The 19531-nt window shown below is 69.2% G+C and carries 18 protein-coding genes and 1 pseudogene; 9 read left to right on the top strand and 10 right to left on the bottom strand.

Features of this window, described 5'->3' with window-relative positions; all coding sequences use genetic code 11:
- Positions 1 to 374: 374 nt before the first annotated feature.
- The 7 genes from LGI35_RS36145 to LGI35_RS36115 all read right to left on the bottom strand — a co-directional run bounded on the left by LGI35_RS36145 (position 375) and on the right by LGI35_RS36115 (position 7263).
- Positions 375 to 1040 (bottom strand): hypothetical protein, encoded by a 666-nt coding sequence (locus LGI35_RS36145; protein WP_227298474.1) that lies wholly within the window; start codon positions 1038 to 1040, stop codon positions 375 to 377.
- A 40-nt stretch (positions 1041 to 1080) separates the two neighbouring features.
- Positions 1081 to 1734: a hypothetical protein gene (locus LGI35_RS36140; RefSeq protein WP_227298473.1), complete on the bottom strand. Its 654-nt coding sequence runs from the start codon at positions 1732 to 1734 to the stop codon at positions 1081 to 1083.
- Between the two features lie 819 nt (positions 1735 to 2553).
- On the bottom strand, positions 2554 to 2916 hold the full coding sequence (locus tag LGI35_RS36135; protein ID WP_227298472.1) for a hypothetical protein: 363 nt from the start codon (positions 2914 to 2916) through the stop codon (positions 2554 to 2556).
- Positions 2917 to 3085: 169 nt separating this feature from the next.
- On the bottom strand, positions 3086 to 4366 hold the full coding sequence (locus LGI35_RS36130) for a tyrosine-type recombinase/integrase (protein ID WP_227298471.1): 1281 nt from the start codon (positions 4364 to 4366) through the stop codon (positions 3086 to 3088).
- Positions 4367 to 4859: 493 nt separating this feature from the next.
- Positions 4860 to 5306 carry a helix-turn-helix domain-containing protein gene (locus tag LGI35_RS36125; RefSeq protein ID WP_227298470.1) on the bottom strand — a complete coding sequence of 149 codons (447 nt, stop codon included), beginning with the start codon at positions 5304 to 5306 and terminating at the stop codon, positions 4860 to 4862.
- 356 nt (positions 5307 to 5662) lie between these two features.
- Complete coding sequence (locus LGI35_RS36120; RefSeq protein ID WP_227298469.1) at positions 5663 to 6616, bottom strand: TRM11 family SAM-dependent methyltransferase; 954 nt, start codon at positions 6614 to 6616, stop codon at positions 5663 to 5665.
- Positions 6613 to 7263, bottom strand: a complete 651-nt coding sequence (locus LGI35_RS36115) for a hypothetical protein (RefSeq protein WP_227298468.1) — start codon at positions 7261 to 7263, stop codon at positions 6613 to 6615. The genes LGI35_RS36120 and LGI35_RS36115 overlap by 4 nt, the downstream gene beginning before the upstream one ends.
- A 188-nt stretch (positions 7264 to 7451) precedes the next feature.
- Here LGI35_RS36115 and LGI35_RS36110 point away from each other — a divergent pair.
- A pseudogene (locus LGI35_RS36110) lies at positions 7452 to 7577 on the top strand (IS481 family transposase); the annotation flags it as partial.
- A gap of 57 nt (positions 7578 to 7634) precedes the next feature.
- Entirely contained in the window at positions 7635 to 7757 is a 123-nt protein-coding gene (locus LGI35_RS46195) for a hypothetical protein (protein WP_264484695.1), read from the top strand.
- Between the two features lie 138 nt (positions 7758 to 7895).
- Here the strand turns inward: LGI35_RS46195 and LGI35_RS36105 are convergent, their stop codons facing one another.
- Entirely contained in the window at positions 7896 to 8555 is a 660-nt protein-coding gene (locus LGI35_RS36105; RefSeq protein ID WP_227298467.1) for a pentapeptide repeat-containing protein, read from the bottom strand.
- A gap of 509 nt (positions 8556 to 9064) precedes the next feature.
- Here LGI35_RS36105 and LGI35_RS36100 point away from each other — a divergent pair.
- Positions 9065 to 9583: a hypothetical protein gene (locus tag LGI35_RS36100; protein ID WP_227298466.1), complete on the top strand. Its 519-nt coding sequence runs from the start codon at positions 9065 to 9067 to the stop codon at positions 9581 to 9583.
- 16 nt (positions 9584 to 9599) lie between these two features.
- Here LGI35_RS36100 and LGI35_RS36095 read toward each other — a convergent pair whose 3' ends face one another.
- Both LGI35_RS36095 and LGI35_RS36090 read right to left on the bottom strand, forming a co-directional pair.
- On the bottom strand, positions 9600 to 9875 hold the full coding sequence (locus LGI35_RS36095; RefSeq protein ID WP_227298465.1) for a DUF6233 domain-containing protein: 276 nt from the start codon (positions 9873 to 9875) through the stop codon (positions 9600 to 9602).
- Positions 9876 to 9928: 53 nt separating this feature from the next.
- Complete coding sequence (locus tag LGI35_RS36090) at positions 9929 to 10498, bottom strand: SMI1/KNR4 family protein (RefSeq protein ID WP_227298464.1); 570 nt, start codon at positions 10496 to 10498, stop codon at positions 9929 to 9931.
- 469 nt (positions 10499 to 10967) lie between these two features.
- On the opposite strand from LGI35_RS36090, the gene LGI35_RS36085 reads away from it, so the two are divergent.
- From LGI35_RS36085 to LGI35_RS36060, 6 genes are all read left to right on the top strand, one after another.
- Complete coding sequence (locus LGI35_RS36085; RefSeq protein WP_227298463.1) at positions 10968 to 11723, top strand: hypothetical protein; 756 nt, start codon at positions 10968 to 10970, stop codon at positions 11721 to 11723.
- Between the two features lie 299 nt (positions 11724 to 12022).
- Positions 12023 to 12415: a pilin gene (locus LGI35_RS36080; RefSeq protein WP_481006951.1), complete on the top strand. Its 393-nt coding sequence runs from the start codon at positions 12023 to 12025 to the stop codon at positions 12413 to 12415.
- 296 nt (positions 12416 to 12711) lie between these two features.
- Positions 12712 to 14370 (top strand): hypothetical protein, encoded by a 1659-nt coding sequence (locus tag LGI35_RS36075; protein WP_227300677.1) that lies wholly within the window; start codon positions 12712 to 12714, stop codon positions 14368 to 14370.
- A gap of 7 nt (positions 14371 to 14377) precedes the next feature.
- A complete protein-coding gene (locus LGI35_RS36070) occupies positions 14378 to 15280 on the top strand; it encodes a PrgI family protein (RefSeq protein ID WP_227298462.1) in 903 nt (300 codons plus the stop codon).
- A complete protein-coding gene (locus LGI35_RS36065) occupies positions 15277 to 17109 on the top strand; it encodes a VirB4 family type IV secretion system protein (protein WP_227298461.1) in 1833 nt (610 codons plus the stop codon). The genes LGI35_RS36070 and LGI35_RS36065 overlap by 4 nt, the downstream gene beginning before the upstream one ends.
- On the top strand, positions 17106 to 19496 hold the full coding sequence (locus LGI35_RS36060; protein WP_481006950.1) for a DUF8128 domain-containing protein: 2391 nt from the start codon (positions 17106 to 17108) through the stop codon (positions 19494 to 19496). Before LGI35_RS36065 ends, LGI35_RS36060 begins: the two co-directional genes overlap by 4 nt.
- Positions 19497 to 19531: the final 35 nt, after the last annotated feature.

The raw sequence follows: 19531 nt of genomic DNA, 5'->3' as shown, positions 1-19531 counted from the left end.
GTCCTGGCCTGCGCCTGTGGCTCTCCGCCGGCTCTTCATGACGGCTGTCCAGCGTGCGCTGGACGGCGCGCCACGCGTCGCCCTCGTTGAGCCCGACCTCGGCGCCGATCGCCCGGTATGACATGCCGGTTGAGCGAAGGTCGGCGGCTCGGGCGTCGCGGGCGGCGGCGTGGTCGAGGGTGCGGATGCAGTGCCATTTGCAGTCGCGGGCTAGGCCGGGCGGTGGGGGCGGCTCGGCTGGCACCGGTGGTGCGTTGCTGGTTGGCACGGCCTGGTGGTAACGAGGGTGCGCAACTGGGCGGGATGGTGCGCGCAGGCCAGAGGCGGGCCTTCCTGATGCGCACGGGAAGGGCGGGCCTCTGGTGTGCTCAGGGTTACGCGGCGCGCGCTTTGCGGCACTCCGAGTTGACGACGTCGAGCGTCTCGTCGGTCAGTCGCTGGTCCTCAGGGGTCAGTGCTGGGATGCCGGAGGTGGTGGCCTGTTGACTGGCGAGAGCTGACATGAGGCGTTGAAGCGTGTTCATGCTGTCGGCGAGCCGGTTCCAGCGAGGGTCTTTGCTGGCCGCGGACGCGGCGGTATCTGCAATGTCGTTGAGGCCGTCCGCGACGTCTGCCCAGTCCACGGGAGCTTCGTCGTCGGTGTTTGTGTTGGGTACGGAGCCCATCCCGGCGCCCATGTCGACGCAGGCGGCGCGGGCTTGGGCGAGGCCCTCGTCGGCGCCCGAGCTGCAAGCGGTGAGGAGTGCGGCGGCAAGCAGGGTTGCTGCCATCGGTCTCAGGTCCCTGGCCCCCATGGTGAGTTGGATTGTCCGCCCGGGTGGCCCTCGCCGAGCTACAGCACGCCGTGCCGCCTCAGCCTTTCGGTTCAACGCGTTCGTCATCCGCACAGCCGCAATCGTGGCGAGGATGCCGACTGCGACGAGCAACACCTGAGTGACCACGCTGACGACCGCAATATCCTTCGTCGTGTTAACAATGATCAGCATGATCGCACTGCCCGACACCCATGCGGACCAGATGCGGAGCTTCTCGACCCGCACGGCCCTCTGTGTGTCGCTGTAGCTTGGCATGGCGGTCCCCCTACTTCACGTCACCCGTGAAGATCGCTGTCTCGGTCTCGAAGTCCGGTGACACCTCGATCTGCACCGTCCTCTCCGACTTCGGCAGCACGCACCCCCAGGTCACCGTTAGGGACCGGCCGGCGAGGAGCCGAGTGGTGGGCCCGCCGTTCACCCCGCGCTCGGAGTCGATTACGAGCTCGCCCTCCTTGCCGTCCTCGCCGTACGCGCAGCTCACGGAGAATGACGTCGTGTCGATGGTCGATGTCCCACCGTTCTTGACTCGGACCTCGAACTTCAGGTACGGCGTATTCTCCGGGGCGGCTGTGCTGCTCGACATGCGGCGGGAGAACTTCGACAGGCTGACCTCGACCTTGTTGTTGTACGTGACTATGTCGTTCAGGCCGAACACCTCCGGTCCAGTGTCCTCCGGCTCAGGCTCCTCGGTCGGCTCGTCGGCAGCAATCACGTCATCGCTGGTAGCAGAATCGGCGGCGCTCGCCGTGTCTGAACTCTTGGCGTCGTCACGGCTGTTGATGACGACGATGCCGGTGGCGACTATCGCCGCGATCACGGCGGCGGCCGATCCGATGATGGCGGCGTTCGTGCGACTCTTCTTCGCCGGCGGAGGCTGCGGCGGGAAGGCGGGCGGCGGTGGCGGCGTGGTGTTACTCATGGGTCCCCCCTGCGGTTTTGCTCTCTCTGCGCATGATGCTCCGTTGTGTGGGAGCCGTGAAGGTCACGTGTTGAATTCGTGACACGGCATCCGGTCACGAACTCATCACTCCCACACCCGACATCACGCCCGTACGCCAGATTCGCTCGCATGCCAGACACCATCACCGCGCGAGGCTGGCGGCCCTCGCGCACCATGAGAACCGTCGGAGAGATATTCGACCCGAAGGCCCCGTGTGCACCGACGAGCACCAAGGCTGACGTGCACGGTTGAGCCCACCAGTGCTGCCACCGTCGGCGTCGCCAAAGCTGTCGCGGCGACCCTCGCGAAGAAGCTCACATCCAAGTCGCCGGGACTAGACTTGGGGGGACGGGATGAGCGCAGGCATGTGTATGCCCGTTTCCAGGCGTCGCGCCCTGCGTCTCATCGGCGCCGCCGGGCGCCCGCGCCGAGGGCCGCCTACGTCAACAAGGAACCTTCGTACCCGAAGGGTTCTCGACACAGCTCCTCGCTCGCCCGTCTCTCCGTCCCCGGGACGCGCTTGTACTCGCTCAGGAACCCCGACGGTCCCCAGCCCTGGCTCGGGACTGGCTACCTCGATCGCGCGGGCGACCTCAACTCGTGTGCCTGGCATTTCAAACTCGCCGACAACCCAACCTTGTTGCCCGAGTGCGTCGCCGACCTCGCCTCCGAGTCCGTCAGCCGGTGGCGCAGCGGCATATCGTGGCGTCGGCGTCTGGCCTGCCTGCGGCGGCCCGGGCGGATCACATCCGTCCGGGCCGCCTGGGGCTCACCCCCGTTCAGGAGCGGTCACACCGGTTAGCGGTGGACCTTGAGGCACGGGTTCCCCGACGACTTGGTGGCCACCGCGCACAACCACGTCCCGTTCGGGAACTTCCGGTTGATCTTCCACGAGGCCGAGGCGAACTTCGTCATGCCGGCGCTGGTGAATTTGGCCAGCTTCCAGCGGGTCACGTTAGAGCTGCTGGCCGAGCTGCCCGTGTGCTTGTACACGCGGAACTTCTCACCGTTGCGCTGTTTGTCGGACGACACAGTGATGCGGTCAACGTGCAGTCCCTTGCCTTCGACGTAGATCGATACCGACCCGTCGGTGTCGTCCCCACTCATCGGTACTGACGCCGAGGAGGCGGGAGCGAGCAGCAGGACAACGGAAGCGGTCATCAGACCGGCCTTGATCACATTTTTTCGCATGATCGCCCTAACTCACATGCCGATCATGCAGATACGGCCCCCTCGACGATGATCACCCCGGGGAGCGATTTATATGACCGCGTCAGGTGTGCGATGTCATCTGAACCGGTGCCCCGCCCCTTGCGCCCGATCCCCTGGCTCATTGCAGCGCATCTTGGGCGGCCGCGGTGGGCGCCAAGGCGTGGTGGGTGAGAGAGCGTTGCCAGCGGGCTTCCAGGGCATCGAGGAGGCGGGCGTCGACGCTGTCCGCTACGTGGGCGTAGACGTCGGCGATGCCTTTGAGGGTGTGGCCCAGGCGGCGGGCCTGGGCTACTTCGGGGATGTTGTCCTCGATGAGCCAGGTCTTGTGGGTGTGGCGGAGGTTGTGGAAGGTGAGGCCGGGTTTGAGCGCGGGCCAGGCGGTGCCGTCGGTCAGGGTGGTGCCGCGGGAGGCGGGGGCCCACACCCGGCGGCTGAACGTGGAGCGGCGCAGGAGCTTGCCCTTGGTGCTAGTGAAGAGGTGTTCGCGGTCGTGGTGGGCGAGGTCTTGCTGGAGGAGGGTGTTGAGGAAGGGAGGGAGGGTGACGGTGCGGACGGAGGCGGCGGTTTTGGGCGGGCCGTAGCTGTGTCGGCCGTCGACTTCGAGGAGGTTGCCCGCGTTGGGGTGGATGGTCAGGGTTGCGGCCTGGGGGTTGTGGGCGGGGCGGCGCAGGGCGGCGAGTTCGCCCCAGCGCATGCCGGTGTACGCGGCAGTGATCACGAGTAGGCCCTGGTTGGCGTCGGCGAGGTGGGTGACGCGCCGGGCCAGAGTGATGACTTCGTGTTCGGCAGCCCATAGTTGGTCCTCTCCTTGGCGTTCGCGGCCGCGCTGGCGCGGGATGCGTACGGGGTTGTCGGGGAGGAGGCGTTCGATGACGGCGGCGGCCATGACCAGAGCGAAGAGCTTGCCAATAGAGGTGGTGGTGGCGCGGGCGTAGCGCTGTTGCAGGGACTTGAGCCACACGGTGACGTCGCTGGGTGCAATGAGGTGCAGGGGCATGGCACCCCAGCGGGGAAGGATGTGGTTCTTGAGGAGACTGCGGTAGTGGGAGGCAGTGTTGGGGCCGATGTCGAGCGTGAGCCACCAGCGGTGCACCCAGTCCGTGAGCAGGGTCTCCCGTGCCTCGAATTGCGGGGGCGCAGGCAGCACGGCCCCGGTGAGTGGCGGTGCGAACGGGACGGGCAGGACAGCCGATCGAGTCAGAGCCTGCGGTGACAGGACCCGCTGGCCGCCGGGTACGGCCCGGACGATCTCCGGGCGGGGCGCCCAGCCACGCGGCGGCAGAGCCGCGGCAGCGGCCCTCGGTGCGCTCCCCTGCTCCAGGGTGGAACGGTCCTCGCTGCCCGCATCGGCTCCCGCGCCCACGCCGCTGACGGGCAACTGCGGTGGCCATGGGACCACATACACCCCCTGGGTGTGCTGCGTCGGTTGGAGCAGCTGCAGAGTCGCGGGAGGAGCCGGTGGAAATGCGAGACGGACCGGGACGGCCCCAAAGACCGCTGGCGCGGAGGCCTCAACGCTCCCCGATGCGGGCGGTGTTGGGGTAGTGCGGGAGTTGGGGACAAGGGTGGCGGCGTGCGCGGCGGCGGCATCAGATGTGGGGAACACTCCGGCGCTACCAGCACGGCCGTCCGGTGTCCAGTAGCGCACTCGGTATCGGTTACCACGGCGTTCGACCCAGGCCATTGGATTCTCCTCACTGATGGTTCCGCCCTCAGCGGCACGTCATCCGCGCGAGGGTTGTGATGCGGTGGGGCGCTCGGGAGGGGGTCCCGATGCGGCACATGGGGACCCCCTCCCGGCGTTGAGGCACCCGGGTTATGTGCGCCCCGGGTGCAGGACCATCGACGCTCCATCAACAGCCGAAGGGGAAGCGGATCACGTGTGCGGGCCGTCACCCGTTCCGGGCATCAGGACCTCTCTGCCCCTGCGCGATGAGAGCGCGCAAGTCGCTTGTGCTGAAACGCAAGTGACGGCCGATCCTCGTGTGCCGGATGGAACCAGCCGCGGCCTTCTTGCGCAGCCACGATGGCGGCACTTGCAGCGCCTGCGCCGCCTGCTCAGCGGTGAACAGCCCCACCACATCGCTGCCGCTGCTGTCCGCCGCGTCGTTGGCCCCAACGGATCGAGGAGTTTGTTCTCGAGGCGAGGGACGTGAGCCGCGCTGGTCCTTACGAGAACTCACGGTTGTCCGGCGCTCAGCACAAATCACGGTTCCGACGGCTGGTGTCGGCTTGTCCGAGGAGGCAGGAGCACCGCCCGGGGGCAACGCCAACAGGGAGGTGATGTCCACCTCCGCACGGTCCGTCGGCGCCGGCACTTCGCCGGCGCCAGAGGTCATGCCGCACTCCTGAAGGCACGAGCCACGACCCGCACACAGGCGCATGTCGACGTACACCACGACACACGATGCCGGGCTCTACCGCGGTGGAGGTCGGGGGTCAAAGCGTCGCGCCCGATCATTCGGCAGCAGTCTCTAAGCGCAGGGGTAGGGGGACTGCACCCGTCATGTCGCGGTACTCGCCGACCGCACCGGCCTGGAGGTCGTGGTGCCGACTGAGCTACCCAGACTCGAGGACAAGAGAGCCCGGCGGCGGTGAGGACGCCGTACGGGGCGTCGACCCTGGGCGCCCCGGCGCACAGGCTGCTGATGCGCAGACTGGTTTCGCGACGTGCAGCGATGCAGCGGGCCATGGGTCAGGTCACCGCCCCGCCGAGGGTGAGGGACTGACTGCAGATGCGGTGTGCCGGGTGAGCGGGACCGTCGTCGGGGTGCATAGTCGGCGTGCCCTTCGCCGGGGCCGGGAGGGCCGGGCGTCGAACGACGAGGGTGTCTTCGTGCTGGATGACTGCGACGGGCAGGCCGCGGCGGCGGGCGTCGCGGACGTTCTTCATCTGGAAGAAGGAGGGGCGGGTGACGAGTTGACCGTCCCGGATGCCAGCGAGGAGGGCGACGCAGCGTTCGACGGGGGTGAGGCCGGCGCTCTCGGCGGCGGCCAGGACGGCGGTTGGCAGGTCGATGAGTTCGCCGCGTTCGCGCCAGGGTCGGGTGGTGATCACGGCGTGACCGCCCGGGCGGAGCAGGTGGCGGCACTGAGTGAGGATCTCGGTGAAGGCCTCAAGGAGGGTTTCGAGGCCGACGTGGGCGAGGTTCGCGGGGTCGTGGCTGTAGCGGTAGTCCTTCTTGACGACGCCGCGTTCGCCGCTCTCCCTGGTGGAGCGGACCTGGCCGTGGACGCTCGCCCCGTACGGGGGTGAGGTGAGCACAAGGTCTACCGTGCCGTGGAACGCGCCCGGGATCAGAGTGGTGAGGCGGCGGGCGTCGCCGCGGTAGACGGAACCGGCCCCGGGCGCGCCCTGGAGGTCTGCGTGGCGCAGGTTCCGGTCGGCGAGGTCGGCCCACTGCGGCTCGTATTCGGTGCCCAGGGCGTGGCGGCCGAGGTGGACGGCTTCGACGAGGGTGGTGCCGATGCCGCACATCGGGTCGAGGACCAGGCCGCCTGGGCGGGTGTAGGTGGTGATGGCGTGGGTGGCGATCGCTGGGAGCATCTTGGCCGGGTGGGCCGCGGAGCCAGGCACGTAGCGTCCCTTGCGCTGGGCAGGGGCGGAGGTGGGGGCGGTGTTCCACACTGAGTGCGGGCTCGGGTTCATGGCCGACTCCCTTGCGCACGCAAGACGAGCAGGTCGCTGTGGATGAGCCCGGGCGGGGCGTCGTCGGGTGGGGCGGGCACGATGCGGTCGCCGACCGGGTGGCCGTGGACGATCACGATGTGCTGGAGGTAGCGGAATCCGGCAGTGCGGGCGGCCGCGACGAGCAGGCCGAGTGGGTCGGTCAGCCGGTCGGCGTCACGGCGCTGGCGGGTGGCGAGCAGCAGGAGGCCGTTTCCGCGTAGGAGGCGGTGAGCGCGGTGGAAGAAGCCGGGCCAGGCGTCGTCGATGGCGCCTTGTTCATCGCTGCCGTACCGGCTGTGCACCTCGGCCATGGGGAGGGTGGCGGGGTGGAGTTCCGCGAGGAGCACCGGCGTGCTGTGTGATGCGTTGTGCGGGTGGACGGGGTCGGTGTCCTGCGTGCACGGGGTCCGGGCGTCCATGCCCTCGTCTGTGTCGCTGATGGCCAGGCGCAGGAGCGGGGCGGGCGTGCGTCCCGGACGACGGGTGAACTCCGTGCGGATCTTGTCGATGGCCCAAGAGGGCAGGACCGCCGGAGCCGTGGGCGAGATCTCCGAGTCGCGAGGGCCGGGCAGCCAGACAGTAGCCGGCAGCGGCGATGGGCTCGTCGTGGTGCGGGGCTGCGTCATGGGTGGACGCGCTGAGCGGGCCGGGCGGCCGAAACGTGCTGACACTCCATTAAGGAGGTTTTCGGTGGCCGATCGTGCCAGCCGCTAGGTGTATTGAGCATGAGCGTTGTTGACGTGTGGGTCTTGATGAATGGCGAAGACCTCCGATGTGGTGGAGCTGTCTAGGACCGCACCACACGGAGGCCTTCATGCCCCACCGTAACGCCCGGCTGACCCTTCACGGCAGGCGGATCCTGGTCGACCGCGTCTGCTCCGGCCGGCCGATCGCCCACGTCGCAAAGGAAATGGGCATCTCCCGCCCCACCGCCTACAAGTAGTCCTGGACGCCGACCACGAACGCGAAGTACCCGTGGTCCTACCTCGCCGTGCCGGTGCTGCGCATCGCACCCGACCCGAGCGTCGCCCGGCACATCCCCAGCAAGACGCCGGACGAGGCGTCCCGCTTCGAGTTCGATGTCCTGCACGGCACCGCTCAGCCCGCCCGGGACCCGTGACCCGACGACGCGCCGCCCGTCGTCATCGACGAAGAAGGACCGAGGGCCGCCCTCATCCAGCCGGGCCTGTTCTTCACCCTCGACCTGACCTCGCTCGCCCCGCCTGCCCGCTGACGGCCGGCACGCTGGTGCACGCATCTACGCGTCTCTCACCGTGAGACCGAGGACCTGGGCCAGTGCTGGTGCCAGGTCCAGGAGCTGATGGGTACTGATCGTCGCGCCCTTCAAGGCTTCGAGCCCGGAAGCGATACTCAGCCCGGCAGCCTCCCGCAGGTCGACCTTCGTCATCTTGGCGTTGTCGAAGTGTGCTCGGTCCAGGGTCGAGCCGGGGAAGGTGATGTTGGTGAGCACGGCTCCGCCGAAGTCGACGTCGCGCAGGAGACAGTCCACGAACGAGACATTCCTCAGCTTGGCCATACGGGCGTTCACCGAGTCGAACTTGCAGTTGTAGAAAGCGACGCGGTTCATGTGGGAGCCGGAGAGTTCCGTGCCGGCGAGGACCACGTCGCCACACTCGCTGTCCATCCAGGTGGTCTCTGCGAGGTCGGTCCCCACCATGCGCACGGTGTTCAGCCAGACGTCGTCGAACTGGGAGCGCCGGTAGCGGCCACGAGTCAAAGTCACTGCGGAGAACGCGGACTCGGTGAAGCCGGAGCTTCCGCCATCTACGTCCTCGAGAACGCAGCCGTCGAAGTGAAGCCACTCGTAGGTGCCCTCTCGTTCCATTGCCCCGGTGAACGGCGTCAGGCGGTGTGCGTACGGAAGCCTGGCGAGTTCACGGGGAGATCGGGCTCGCATCACGTTTCTCCAGGAGGCAGGGACCGGTCAACTGCCCGGGGCAGGGTGGACTCACCCAGGCGCCATTGGCATGGCGCCTGGCAAGAAGGGAGGCCCCTGTCTATCGCGGCTCGGCGCACTTTGCTCAATCGCCGAGATCCGGAATTCTGCTGCCCGCATAGGCGGCATCGCACGGAACACGGGCGGACATAAGGTGCATAGGCCGCATGAGGCGGCGGGGCTGCGTAACTGGACCCGAAGCCGGAGATGACGGTGCGTGCCCACGGAACCCCTCGCGGTGGGCAACTACCTTTGCTCAACTGGTTGTTCGGCCTCCCGTGGGAGGCGGGTGAGCGTCACTCGTCCCCGTGCAGCGACTTCCGTGAAATTGATTTTGCGCTCGGCCCACTCATCGCCCGATCCCACGAATGCAGCGACGTCCGTTCTGGACGAACCCTGTGCTGGGCTCCGGGGAACCTCTCTTCGCAGAACCCGGGAAAGCCATGCACAGCGTGCTGTAGGACTGCCTCATGGACGCAGGATTGGCCGCTGTCATCGCGGGGGCATCAGGGGCCGCTGGCGCGGCCTTGGCCGCATGGGCGACCGGGCGGGCGATGGTCCGTCAGGTCCACGTGCAGGCGCAGCAGGGCTTCGACCAGTGGCTCCGTGAGCGCCGGCAGGACGCGTACGCGGCGCTGCTCAGCGCTGGCGACGCCGTGCACGACGCGCTGGATGGTGTCATGGACCAGACGGTAGAGCCTGGGGGACCCGGTGCACGGCGGGCGGCATGGCGCGCGGTGAACGGCGCGCTCCGCACCTTTGACCGGGCTGGGCGCACGGCCGACATCGTGAGCCCTCCTGACGTCGGCTCGCAAAGGATCCTCATGCGTGAGGCCCTACAAGATGTTGTCGCTGTATGGCGCGCCCCCTCGGACCCACCGCTCGACGAGCGCCTCATCGCCCACGCCGCCGCCGATAGGGCATGGAGGGAAACCTCGGCGCGCTACCTCGCGCTGATCCAAAAGGACATGCAGAGCTTCGACGCCTAGGCCTCTACGCCCTGGCTCAGGCGTGCTCGTCGTCGTCGGGCACGGTGCGGCCGAAGACCGGCTCCAGGACCCTGGCGGCATCGCACTTCTTGCACGCCTTCGCCCCCGGCTGAGCGAGCGCGTCCAGCGCCTGCATGGCGTCGAGTTCGCTCGGGCCCCGCGGACTGTCCTCACACTCGTACTCGTGGACGATCGTGCCGGTGACGCGGCCCCGCCCGTTCGTCACCCGCTGCACGGCGAACGCCCACGTCGCCTGGGGCGGCTCGCTCGGCCGCAGGCGCCGAGTCACCACGTCCTCGGCGGGGTCGCACGGGGCCCTCTTGAGTGGGCTCAGATGCTCAGCGCCTACTCGGGTTGTGCCAGCACCTCATCCCATACGTTGCCGCCGTCTGCCCAGGTCCACAGCCACTGGCGCAACGACGGCGCCGCGTACCGCAGGCCGTCGTGAGGATCCTGGTCCCAGTCCGGTTCCCAGCCGTCGGCATCCCAGAGCAGCACCGGGTGGTCAACTGCTATCAGCGAGACGTGCCACTGCATGGTGCAGCCGCCGCCCGTCAGGAAGAACCACGATGCCGATGCCCCCCAACCTGGCTGCTCGGCGTGGATGGTTGTCGCACAAGGCCAGTCCGGCTCATACCAGTGCGGAACGCGGCGCGGCGTCAGCGATGCGAGGCCGCCCTCCGGTCCGAATCCCCCGTCACCGATCTCGGTGTAGATGCGCCGGAGCAGCTGGGGCAGCCGATATCCGAGCTTGCGTTCCGCGCGCTCGACTTCGGCCATCGCGAGCGGGGGGAACGGTTGGTCCGGGAGGCAGCCAGGTGACGGGATCACCCCCTCCGCACCCCACGCCAGGACGTGCAGCCTCTCCAGAAGCGCGTCATCATCCGCAGCAGTGCGGTGGGCAGCATCGGTCACGAGCCGTGACTGTAGTACGGGAGACGGGCACCTTCTTGGTCGAAGGCCCTGCGCAGTCTCAGACCTTAAAGAACAAGCTCAGCGTGCTCGCATCACGGAAGTTGAGCCAGAACGGTTCTTGTGGACACACCCATTGGGCATCACGCTCGCGTACCACCAGCAGATGAAGCAGGGGCAGGTCAGTACGTGATTTGCCGCGGCGGCGGCGCGCCAGACAGAGAGCGACGCGGGCCTCGAACCCGAGGTGGCGGGAGGCAGGTTCAGAGAAATTTCTCCGAGGTCCTTCTCCGGTGGCCTGATGCGGCAAAGGTGCAGGTCGGTTGCAGATCCGCCATGACGGGTCAGGGGTGTGGCGGGACCGTGGCGGGGCGGCGGCGCGCGTGCGGCTCGATGACGGCGGGGGCGTGGCGGGGGTGGCTGTCGGGATGGGTGGCGTCCGCTTCGCAGCTCGTAGGCAAGGAGCCCCGTCATGCGACGTACGAACATCCGCCCCTCTCGCCCGGTCCTGTCTGTCTCGCCGTTGGAGGAGGTCGAGTCGGCGTTTCTCGCTCTGGCTTCGCCGCCGTGGCCCCTCACGCTGCCGGGGTCGTTGCTGCCCGAGCCGGAGGTCGGGATGCTGGCGGTGACCCGGGTCCGTTCGCGGATGGCGCATCCCAGCTGCACCGCTGAGGCCCGTGCCCGTGTATGGCGGGAAGTGCTGCGCCGCCGCCAGGCGCACGGTGAGCCGTGGGGCACCGTGGCGGTCGGCTTCGCCATCCCCGGGCTGCGGCGCGCGCTGTCGCGGCTGCCCCGGCTGGCGGAGGTCGAGGCGTGCGAGCTGGAGCAGGAAGTGCTGACCGCGGTGACCACCGAGCTCACGGCCATGCCGCTGGGGACGGAGGAGGCCGGACTGCGGCTGCTGCGGGCCGGGGACCGGGCCGCGCACCGCCTGCTGTACGCCGCGCAGCGGGCGCGGCGCACGGCCCCCGTGCCGCTGGACGAGAACACGGTCGCGCGGCCGCTTCCCGTCGGCGGTCACGCGGAGGTGTTCGAGGTCCTGGAGCGGGCCGTGGGTGCTGGGGTTCTCGGGAAGGAGGAGGCCGAACTCATTGCACAGACACGGCTGGAGCGCCGGTTCATGGCGCAGGCGGCGAGCGAGGTGGGCATGAGTGTGCGCGCTGCCTTCCGGCGTAGGTCTGCGGCTGAGCAGCGTCTGGCCGCTGCGCTGGCCGTGGGGGAGTTCTGAATCCGGCCCCTGGCCCTGGCACGATCGCGTCCGGTTTTTCTCCTTAGAAGTGTGAAGGCATCTGCGGCAACTCCCGTTCCGTAGAGCTCCTTCTGCCTCATCTGTCCCTGGGGATTCGGGCACGGCGTCCCGTGCTGACACTCGGCTCCGCCCCTCCGCGTTCCAGTAGCTCGCCTTCCCCCATGAAGGAGGTGAAGCGCTGTTGCGGGCCAGCCCGAACCCCCGGGGACGAGGCACCACTTCTCCCCCGCTCCTTCCCCTGCTTTCTCCCCTTGTGCCGCTCCAGGAGGTGTGTGCACGTGCTCGTACGTCTGCGCCCACCGCGGGCCGGAGCCCGCCGACATGCCCGGCGGCGCCGCGCGGGCTTGATCGCGGCCCGGCTGCTCTTCATCGTGGCCTTCGCGCTCGTCACGCTGCTGTCCGATCCGCCGTCGTCGTGGGCGGTCGCGGACATCCCCACGGTGATCAACAATCTGCGGAACTGGATTGTCGGTCTCCTGGCCGGGCTTGCCACGCTGTTCCTCACGTTCGGCGGCCTGCGCTACCTGATGGCCGGCGGCGACCCGGGCGAAGTCGAGTCCGCCAAGCGGGCTTTGAAGGCCGCGGCGATCGGATACGGGCTGGCCGTCATGGCCCCCGTCCTGGTCACCGTGCTTCAAGGCATCGTCGGCGCCGGCGGGGGCGGACAATGACCCCTTCCCGCCGCCTCACCGGCGTCCTGCTCCTGCTCTTCGTCTCCCTGGGGTTCGCTCTCGGGCCGCTGTCTTCCCCGTACGCCCTGGCGGCCCCACGCCATGCACCGGCCACGCCGGCCGATCCGGAACCTCGTCCCGCGCCCGGGCCCGCACCCGATCCGCCTCTGACGCCCGCGCAGCCTGAACCTTCGCCCTCACCCGGCCCCTCGCCCGCCCCCGGACGACCCAACCCCAAGCCGAAGTCGCCCTCCGCCCCTGAACCTGCCCCCGGTCTGATCCCGCCGGCCTGCGAGGTGGAAGGCACCGACTGCACGCCGGGCGAAGGCTTCGGCGCTCTCCTCGATGTCCCCGCAATGATCGTGAACGCGGTCACCTCATTCCTCGGCAAGCTCGTCGAGCAGGTCATGAAACCCGTCCGCGAACTCCTGGCCGTCACCCTGCTCGCCACCCCGGACGTGACCCGGCAGGCCGACATCAAGCGCCTGTGGACCGGCTCATTGGGGATCGCGGCAGGGATCTACGTGCTCTTTGTGACCGCCGGCGGGATCACGGTCATGGGCTACGAGACCGTCCAGACCCGCTACGCCCTCAAGCAGATCGCCCCGCGGCTGCTGATCGGGATGATCGCCGCCGCCATGTCGCTGACCGTAATGGGCAAAGCAATCAGCCTTGCGAACGCCCTGTCGTACGCGGTGATGGGCACCGACCTGTCGGACGCTGGCCAGGGACTGGTGGAGCGGGTCATCCCGTTCGCGCTGTTCGGCGTCGCCGGGCTGCAGCTCTACCTGCTGATGCTCACCGTCATCATGGTCGTCCTGATCGTGGCTGTCCTCATCGGATACATCATGCGCGTGGCCGTGATCGCGCTGCTCGCCGTTTCGGCGCCGCTCGCGTTGTCCTGCCATGCGCATCCGGTCACCGATCCGCTGGCGCGCATGTGGTGGCGGGGGCTCGCGGGCTGCTTGGCGATCCAGGTGGCGCAGTCGATGACGTTCATTGTCGCGCTGAAGCTGTTCTTCGCCCCGGGTTCCAGCCTGCTGGGCTTTCCCAAGCCGAGCCAGCTGGGCACCACACTCGCCGGACTCGCCCTGTTCTGGATACTTTTCAAAATTCCCGGCTGGTGTCTGCGCTCCGTCCTGCGCTCCACCCCCGTAAGCCTCAATGCGCCTGCGCCGCTGCGGATGCTCCAGTCCGTCGCCATGTGGCGGCTGTTGAACCGTGCGGCGCCCGGACTGGGCGCTCTGCGTCCCGTCGGGGTCGGTCGAGGCGGCGGCTGGGGTGGCGGCGGCCGTGGGCGCCCTCGTGGCGGTGGCCCACCCACACGAGGGCCACGCGGTGGCGGAGGCGGCGGACGACCTGGCCGAGGTCCCGCGGCGGGCGGCCTGCCGCGGCCAGGGGGCGTCGCCGGGTTCGCCGTCCGCCGCGGTAGAGCCCTGCTGACCGGGCTCCGGGCACGCGCCACCCATGTCGCCTCCGGCTCCGGTGCGACAGCCGGAGGGCAGACCAACGCACAGACTGCTGCTCGGCGCGGCGGTGCGTCGTCCGGGCCATCGCGTCCGGCAGGAGGCCCTCGCTCCGTGATCCACCCCGCGCAGGCGCGGCATAAGCGGCAGTTGACTCTGCCCATCCCGGCGAAACGTGTCCCCGCTCGTCCCGGGCGGCCGACTCAGCTGCGTCTGCCGATCGCAGCCCAGCGTGTTCCCCGCACTGCACGCGCTCTCCCCGGCGGTGTTCCCCGCACGGGCAGTTCCGGACCAGGCCTCCAGCCCATCGTGCGGCCGGGTGGGCAGCCGAGCGTGACTGCCGCGCCTGCCGCCACGGCCAATCAGAGGCGTAGGCCGCAGCAGCTGGCCCTCCCCGTGCCTGCCGCCCGTGTCCGCAAACGCCCCGCACGCCCAGTGCAGTTGCGCCTGCCCCTGGAACCGCCCACTCCCCCAGCCTCCCGGAGATGAATCCGCTGTGACTGACCTGGATGACGAGTACGTCGCCTCGGCCCGTATCCCGGCCGACGTGAGCAAGTCGGATCAGGTGCTGGGCCCGCTCACTGCGCGGCAGACCGCCATCCTGGCCGTGGCCGGCCTCCTGCTGTACGCCGGGTACTGGGCAACGCGCCCGTTCATGGCACCGCTCGCCTACCTGGCACTCGTCGCACCCATCGCCGTCGTGGTGACCGTGGTCGCGGTGGGTCGGCGGGACGGCATCGGCATGGACCGGCTGCTGCTGGCCGCGGTCCGCTTCCACCGCACGCCGAAACGGCGTGTACCCGCCCCTGAAGGAGTCCGCCCGATGCCGGGCCTCGTCCCCGGCGCGTGGCGTGTGCAGGCCGGCCGGGAACCGGCCGCTCTGCGGATGCCGTGCCGCGAGGTCAGCGACACGGGTGTAGTGGACCTCGGTCACGAGGGCCGGTCCGCGCTCGCGGTGTGCAGCACGATCAACTTTCACCTGTGCACCGGAGGCGAACAGCAGGCGCTGACCGAGGCGTTCGCCCGCTGGCTCAACGCCCTCACCGGCCCCACCCAGATCCTGGTGCGCGCCCACCGTCTGGACGTCGCCCCACTCGTCGACGAACTGACCGACGAGGCACCGCAGCTTCCGCATCCGGCGCTCGAGCAAGCAGCACTCGCCCACGCCGACTTCCTCGATCAACTCGCCGCGGAGCGCGACTTGCTCACCCGCCAGGTCCTGCTCGTGGCCCGCGAACCGTCCTCCTCAGGCGGCGCACGGGCCGGCCACCGCCTCACCGAAGCAACGCGCGCTTTGGAAGGCGCCGAGATCACCGTCACCGCGCTGGATGCGGAGGCCACTGCCCACACGCTCCGGCTCGCCGCCGATCCCGAGGCCACCCCGATGGGAGGGGCATGATGCTCCGCTTCTCGCAACGCTCCGCTGAGCACGATGAGTTGGTAAACGCGCGCGAAGAGTTCGCTCACCTGGGCCCCGACGCCATCGAGGTACACGCCCGAACCCTCGCCGTCGGCGACTATCTCGCCGCCACGCTCGTCGTGACCGGGTACCCCGCCGAGGTGGTACCGGGGTGGCTGGACCCGTTGCTGACCTACCCCGGACGCCTCGATGTCGCCCTGCACATCGAGCCCGTCACGAGCGCGCTCGCCGCGCAGCAGCTCAAGAAGCAGCGCGCCCGTCTGGAATCCTCCCGCCGCGCCGGATCGGACCGGGGGCGGCTGGACGACCCTGACACCGAGGCAGCCGCGCAGGATGCGGCCGAACTGGCCTACCGGACCGCCCGCGGTGAGGGAAAGCTCTTCCGCCTCGGCCTGTACATGACCGTCTACGGCGAGAGCGAGGAACACCTTGCAGATGAAGTGGCGTTGGTCCGCTCGATCGCCGAGTCCCTGCTGGTGTCCACCGCTCCCGCCACCTACCGGGCGCTCCCGGGCTGGTTGGCCACGCTCCCGCTGGGCATCGACACCTTGAACGTGCGCCGCACGTTCGACACCGAGGCGTTGGCTGCCTGCTTCCCCTTCGCCTCCCCCGACCTGCCCGCTGACGTGGCGATGGCCCCGGGCGGCGTCCTATACGGCGTCAACACGGCCAGCGGCTCTCTGGTCCTTTGGGACCGCTTCGCCCAGGACAACTACAACTCGGTGCTCCTGGCCCGCTCCGGGGCCGGCAAGTCGTACCTGACCAAACTGGAGCTGCTCCGACTGCTGTTCACCGGCACGCAGGCCATGGTCATCGACCCGGAAGAGGAGTACGTCCGCCTCGCCGAAGCCGTCGGCGGCACCGTCATCCGTCTCGGCGACCCCGCGGTACGGCTCAACCCCTTCGACCTGCCGCACGAGAGCGGCACCGAGTCGGATGCCCTCACGCGCCGCGTCCTGTTCCTGCACACGTTCCTGACCGTGCTGCTCGGCGGGGAGCTGTCCACGGCGGAACGTGCGGTCCTGGACAAGGCCGTACTCGCCGCCTACGAGCTGGCGGGCATCACGTCCGATCCGGCCACGTGGTCCCGGCCCGCGCCGCTGCTCGCCGATCTGTCCGCCCAGTTGCTCGCGATGAAGGACTCCGCTGCCTCCGAGCTGGCGACGCGTCTGGAGCCGTACATCACGGGCTCCCACCGGCAGCTGTTCGCCGGGCCGAGCACGACCCGTCCCACCGGTCACCTGGTCGTCTTCTCGCTTCGCGAGATCCCCGAGGAACTGAAGACCGCGGGCATGCTGCTCGCACTGGACGCGATCTGGCGCCAGGTCGCCCATACCGGCAACCGGCGCAGACGCCTGGTCGTCGTCGACGAAGCGTGGCGCCTGATGCGCGAAGCGCACGGTGCGCGCTTCCTGTTCCAGATGGCCAAGGCAGCCCGTAAGTACTGGGCCGGGCTCGCGGTGGTCACGCAGGACGCCGACGACGTCCTGGCGTCCGAACTCGGCCGGGCCATCGTGGCCAATGCCGCCACCCAGCTTCTGATGCGCCAGGCTCCGCAGTCGATCGACCAGATCGCCACCGCGTTCCGCCTCTCGCGCGGCGAACGGCATCACCTGCTGGCCGCGCCTCGTGGCTGTGCCCTCCTGCTGTCCGGCCGGACCAAGATCTCCTTCAGCCCGATCGCCTCCGATACGGAGCACGAGCTGATCACCACCGACCCCGTCGAACTCCACGAAGCCGAGAACGCCGAGCAGGGCGAGGCGAACGATCTCTACGGACTCCCCGATCTGACCGGGCTGGAGCTGTGAACGCCCCTTCTCCGGGCGGGCCGTTTGGCACGTTCCTGACGGATCCCAGCCACTCCTGGCCCGCTCTGGTGGCGTCCAGCGGACGCTTTCTCGCCGACGCTTGGCCGTGGCTGGCGCCCATCACGGTGCTGGCCTGCGTCGGCGTCTTCGGTCTGCGCACCTGGGTGCAGCGCGATAGGCAGCGATCGCTTGCCGCCGGGGCCCGACTGGTCACGATCCTCGCCCCGCCCGCCGTGCCCGCCAAGGGCGGCGAAGTGCTGTGGGCGCAGCTTTCCGGTCTGCTGCGCCCCTGGTATCGGCGTCTCCTGCACGGGCAGCCGCACATCGGCTTCGAGTACGCGTGGAACACTGGTGGACTGGCGGTTCGGCTGTGGCTTCCCGGCTCCATCCCCACCGCCCTTGTCCGCCGCGCTGTCGAGGCCTCATGGCCTGGGGCCCACACCACTGTCACTGATGCCGAACCACCTTTCTCTTCGGGTCACTTGACTGCGTCGGGCCGCCTCCGCTTGGCCCGGATGGAGGCGCTGCCTCTGCGCACGGACCACAAGGACGATCCGCTGCGCGCACTGCTCCAGGCGGCCACCGGCATGGCGGAGGACGAGCACGCTTTGGTGCAGTTCCTGGCCCGGCCCGCGACCGGCGCCCGGCTGCGCCGCGCCAAACGGATGGCCCGCCGGCTCAAGGCCGGGCACACCGCGCCCCGCCTCTCCTCCGTCTTCCGGCTGTTCACCCATGCCCCGCAGCGCACCTCGCCCGCAGCTACCGACCCCTCGCACGGCGTTGAGGTGCGCCAGAGCGTCGGCAAACTCAGCGGCCCGCAATGGGATGTGCAGATCCGCTACGCCATCGCCCTCCCGGCGAAAACGCAGGAGGTGCAGGCGCGGCTGCGCGGTCGCGCCCACGCCATCGCCTCCTCGTTCTCCCTTTACGCGGCACGGAACTGGCTGGCCCGCTACCGTCTGCGCGAACCACATGCGGCACTGAGTGCCCGCCGCTTCCTTCACCGCGGTGACCTCCTGTCGGTGCCCGAACTCGCCGCCCTCGCCCACCTGCCCGTGGATTCTGACGCCCCCGGTCTGGCCCGGGCCGGCGCCCGTTCCATCGCACCGCCCCCGGCGATCCCAGCCCCAGGTACTGGCGTCAAACCGCTCGGCACAGCGGACACCGGTGCTCACCGTGGGGTCGGCTTGGCCGTCCCAGATGCCCGACACCACCTCCACCTCATGGGCGCCACGGGCTCCGGCAAGTCCACTCTCGTTGCCCAGCTCGTCCTCGACGACGTGACAGCAGGCCGTGGCGCGATCGTCATCGACCCCAAGGGCGACCTGATCACCGACCTTCTGCACCGCCTCCCGCCCTCATGCGCCGACAAGCTCGTGGTCATCGACCCCGACGACACCCACACCCCGCCCTGTCTCAATGTCCTGGACGGCGCGGACATCGACGTCGTCGTCGACAACATCACCGGCATCTTCCGCCGCATCTTCAGCGCCTTCTGGGGACCGCGCACCGACGACATCATGCGCGCGGCCTGCCTCACCCTGCTGCGTCACGCCCAGGCCACCAACCGCCTGGTCACCCTCGCCGACATCCCCCGCCTCCTGGGCGAGTCCGCCTACCGGATCCGCATGATCCCCACCATCAAGGACCCCGTCCTCAAAGGCTTCTGGCTCTGGTACGAGTCCCTGTCCGAGCCATCACGCGCCGCCGTCGTCGGACCGATCATGAACAAGCTGCGTGCCTTCCTGCTGCGCTCGTTCGCCCGCCAGACCATCGCCTCCGGCGAGTCCACCTTTGACCTGGCCGACGTCCTGGACGGCGGGATCCTGCTGGCCCGCCTGCCGAAGGGCGCGCTCGGCGAGGAGACCACCCGGCTACTCGGTTCCTTCATCGTCGCCAAGACCTGGCAGGCCACCACCGCGCGCGCCCGTACCCAGGAACGTGACCGGATCGACGCCTCCCTCTACGTCGACGAGGCACACAACTTCCTGACCCTGCCCTACCCATTGGAGGACATGCTCGCCGAGGCCCGCGGCTACCGCCTCTCCATGGTCCTCGCCCATCAACATCTCGCCCAACTCCCCCGCGACCTGCGCGAGGGCATCTCCGCCAACGCCCGCAACAAGGTCTTCTTCAACGCCTCCCCCGAGGACGCCGGCGCCCTGGAACGCCACACCCTGCCCACCCTCGGCGCCCACGACCTCGCCCACCTCGGCCCCTACCAAGCCGCCGCCCACCTGTTGGCCCACGGCGCGGAATCCTCGGCCTTCACCCTCACCACCCGGCCTCTAAGTCCGCCGGTGCCGGGTCGATCGGCCGAACTGCGGGCTGCCGCTGCCGCCCGGGTCGGCGGCACCACCAGCCGCTCCCGCTATCTCCCTCTGTAACCCCACCAGAGGTCCTCCGCGCGCCGAGCTTTCGA

The organism is Streptomyces longhuiensis (assembly GCF_020616555.1).
Taxonomy (GTDB): Bacteria; Actinomycetota; Actinomycetes; order Streptomycetales; family Streptomycetaceae; genus Streptomyces; species Streptomyces longhuiensis.
The sequence above is the reverse complement of the archived record's forward strand: the minus strand, read 5'-3'. Positions and strand labels throughout refer to the sequence as shown.

Excerpts from the sequence above, each read along its gene's own strand:
- LGI35_RS36140 (WP_227298473.1), bottom strand. The coding sequence starts at position 1,734 with ATGAGTAACACCACGCCGCCACCGCCGCCCGCCTTCCCGCCGCAGCCT.
- LGI35_RS36135 (WP_227298472.1), bottom strand. The coding sequence starts at position 2,916 with ATGACCGCTTCCGTTGTCCTGCTGCTCGCTCCCGCCTCCTCGGCGTCA.
- LGI35_RS36125 (WP_227298470.1), bottom strand. The coding sequence starts at position 5,306 with ATGACCTCTGGCGCCGGCGAAGTGCCGGCGCCGACGGACCGTGCGGAG.
- LGI35_RS36120 (WP_227298469.1), bottom strand. The coding sequence starts at position 6,616 with ATGAACCCGAGCCCGCACTCAGTGTGGAACACCGCCCCCACCTCCGCC.
- LGI35_RS36115 (WP_227298468.1), bottom strand. The coding sequence starts at position 7,263 with ATGACGCAGCCCCGCACCACGACGAGCCCATCGCCGCTGCCGGCTACT.
- LGI35_RS36105 (WP_227298467.1), bottom strand. The coding sequence starts at position 8,555 with ATGCGAGCCCGATCTCCCCGTGAACTCGCCAGGCTTCCGTACGCACAC.
- LGI35_RS36100 (WP_227298466.1), top strand. The coding sequence starts at position 9,065 with ATGGACGCAGGATTGGCCGCTGTCATCGCGGGGGCATCAGGGGCCGCT.
- LGI35_RS36085 (WP_227298463.1), top strand. The coding sequence starts at position 10,968 with ATGCGACGTACGAACATCCGCCCCTCTCGCCCGGTCCTGTCTGTCTCG.
- LGI35_RS36065 (WP_227298461.1), top strand. The coding sequence starts at position 15,277 with ATGATGCTCCGCTTCTCGCAACGCTCCGCTGAGCACGATGAGTTGGTA.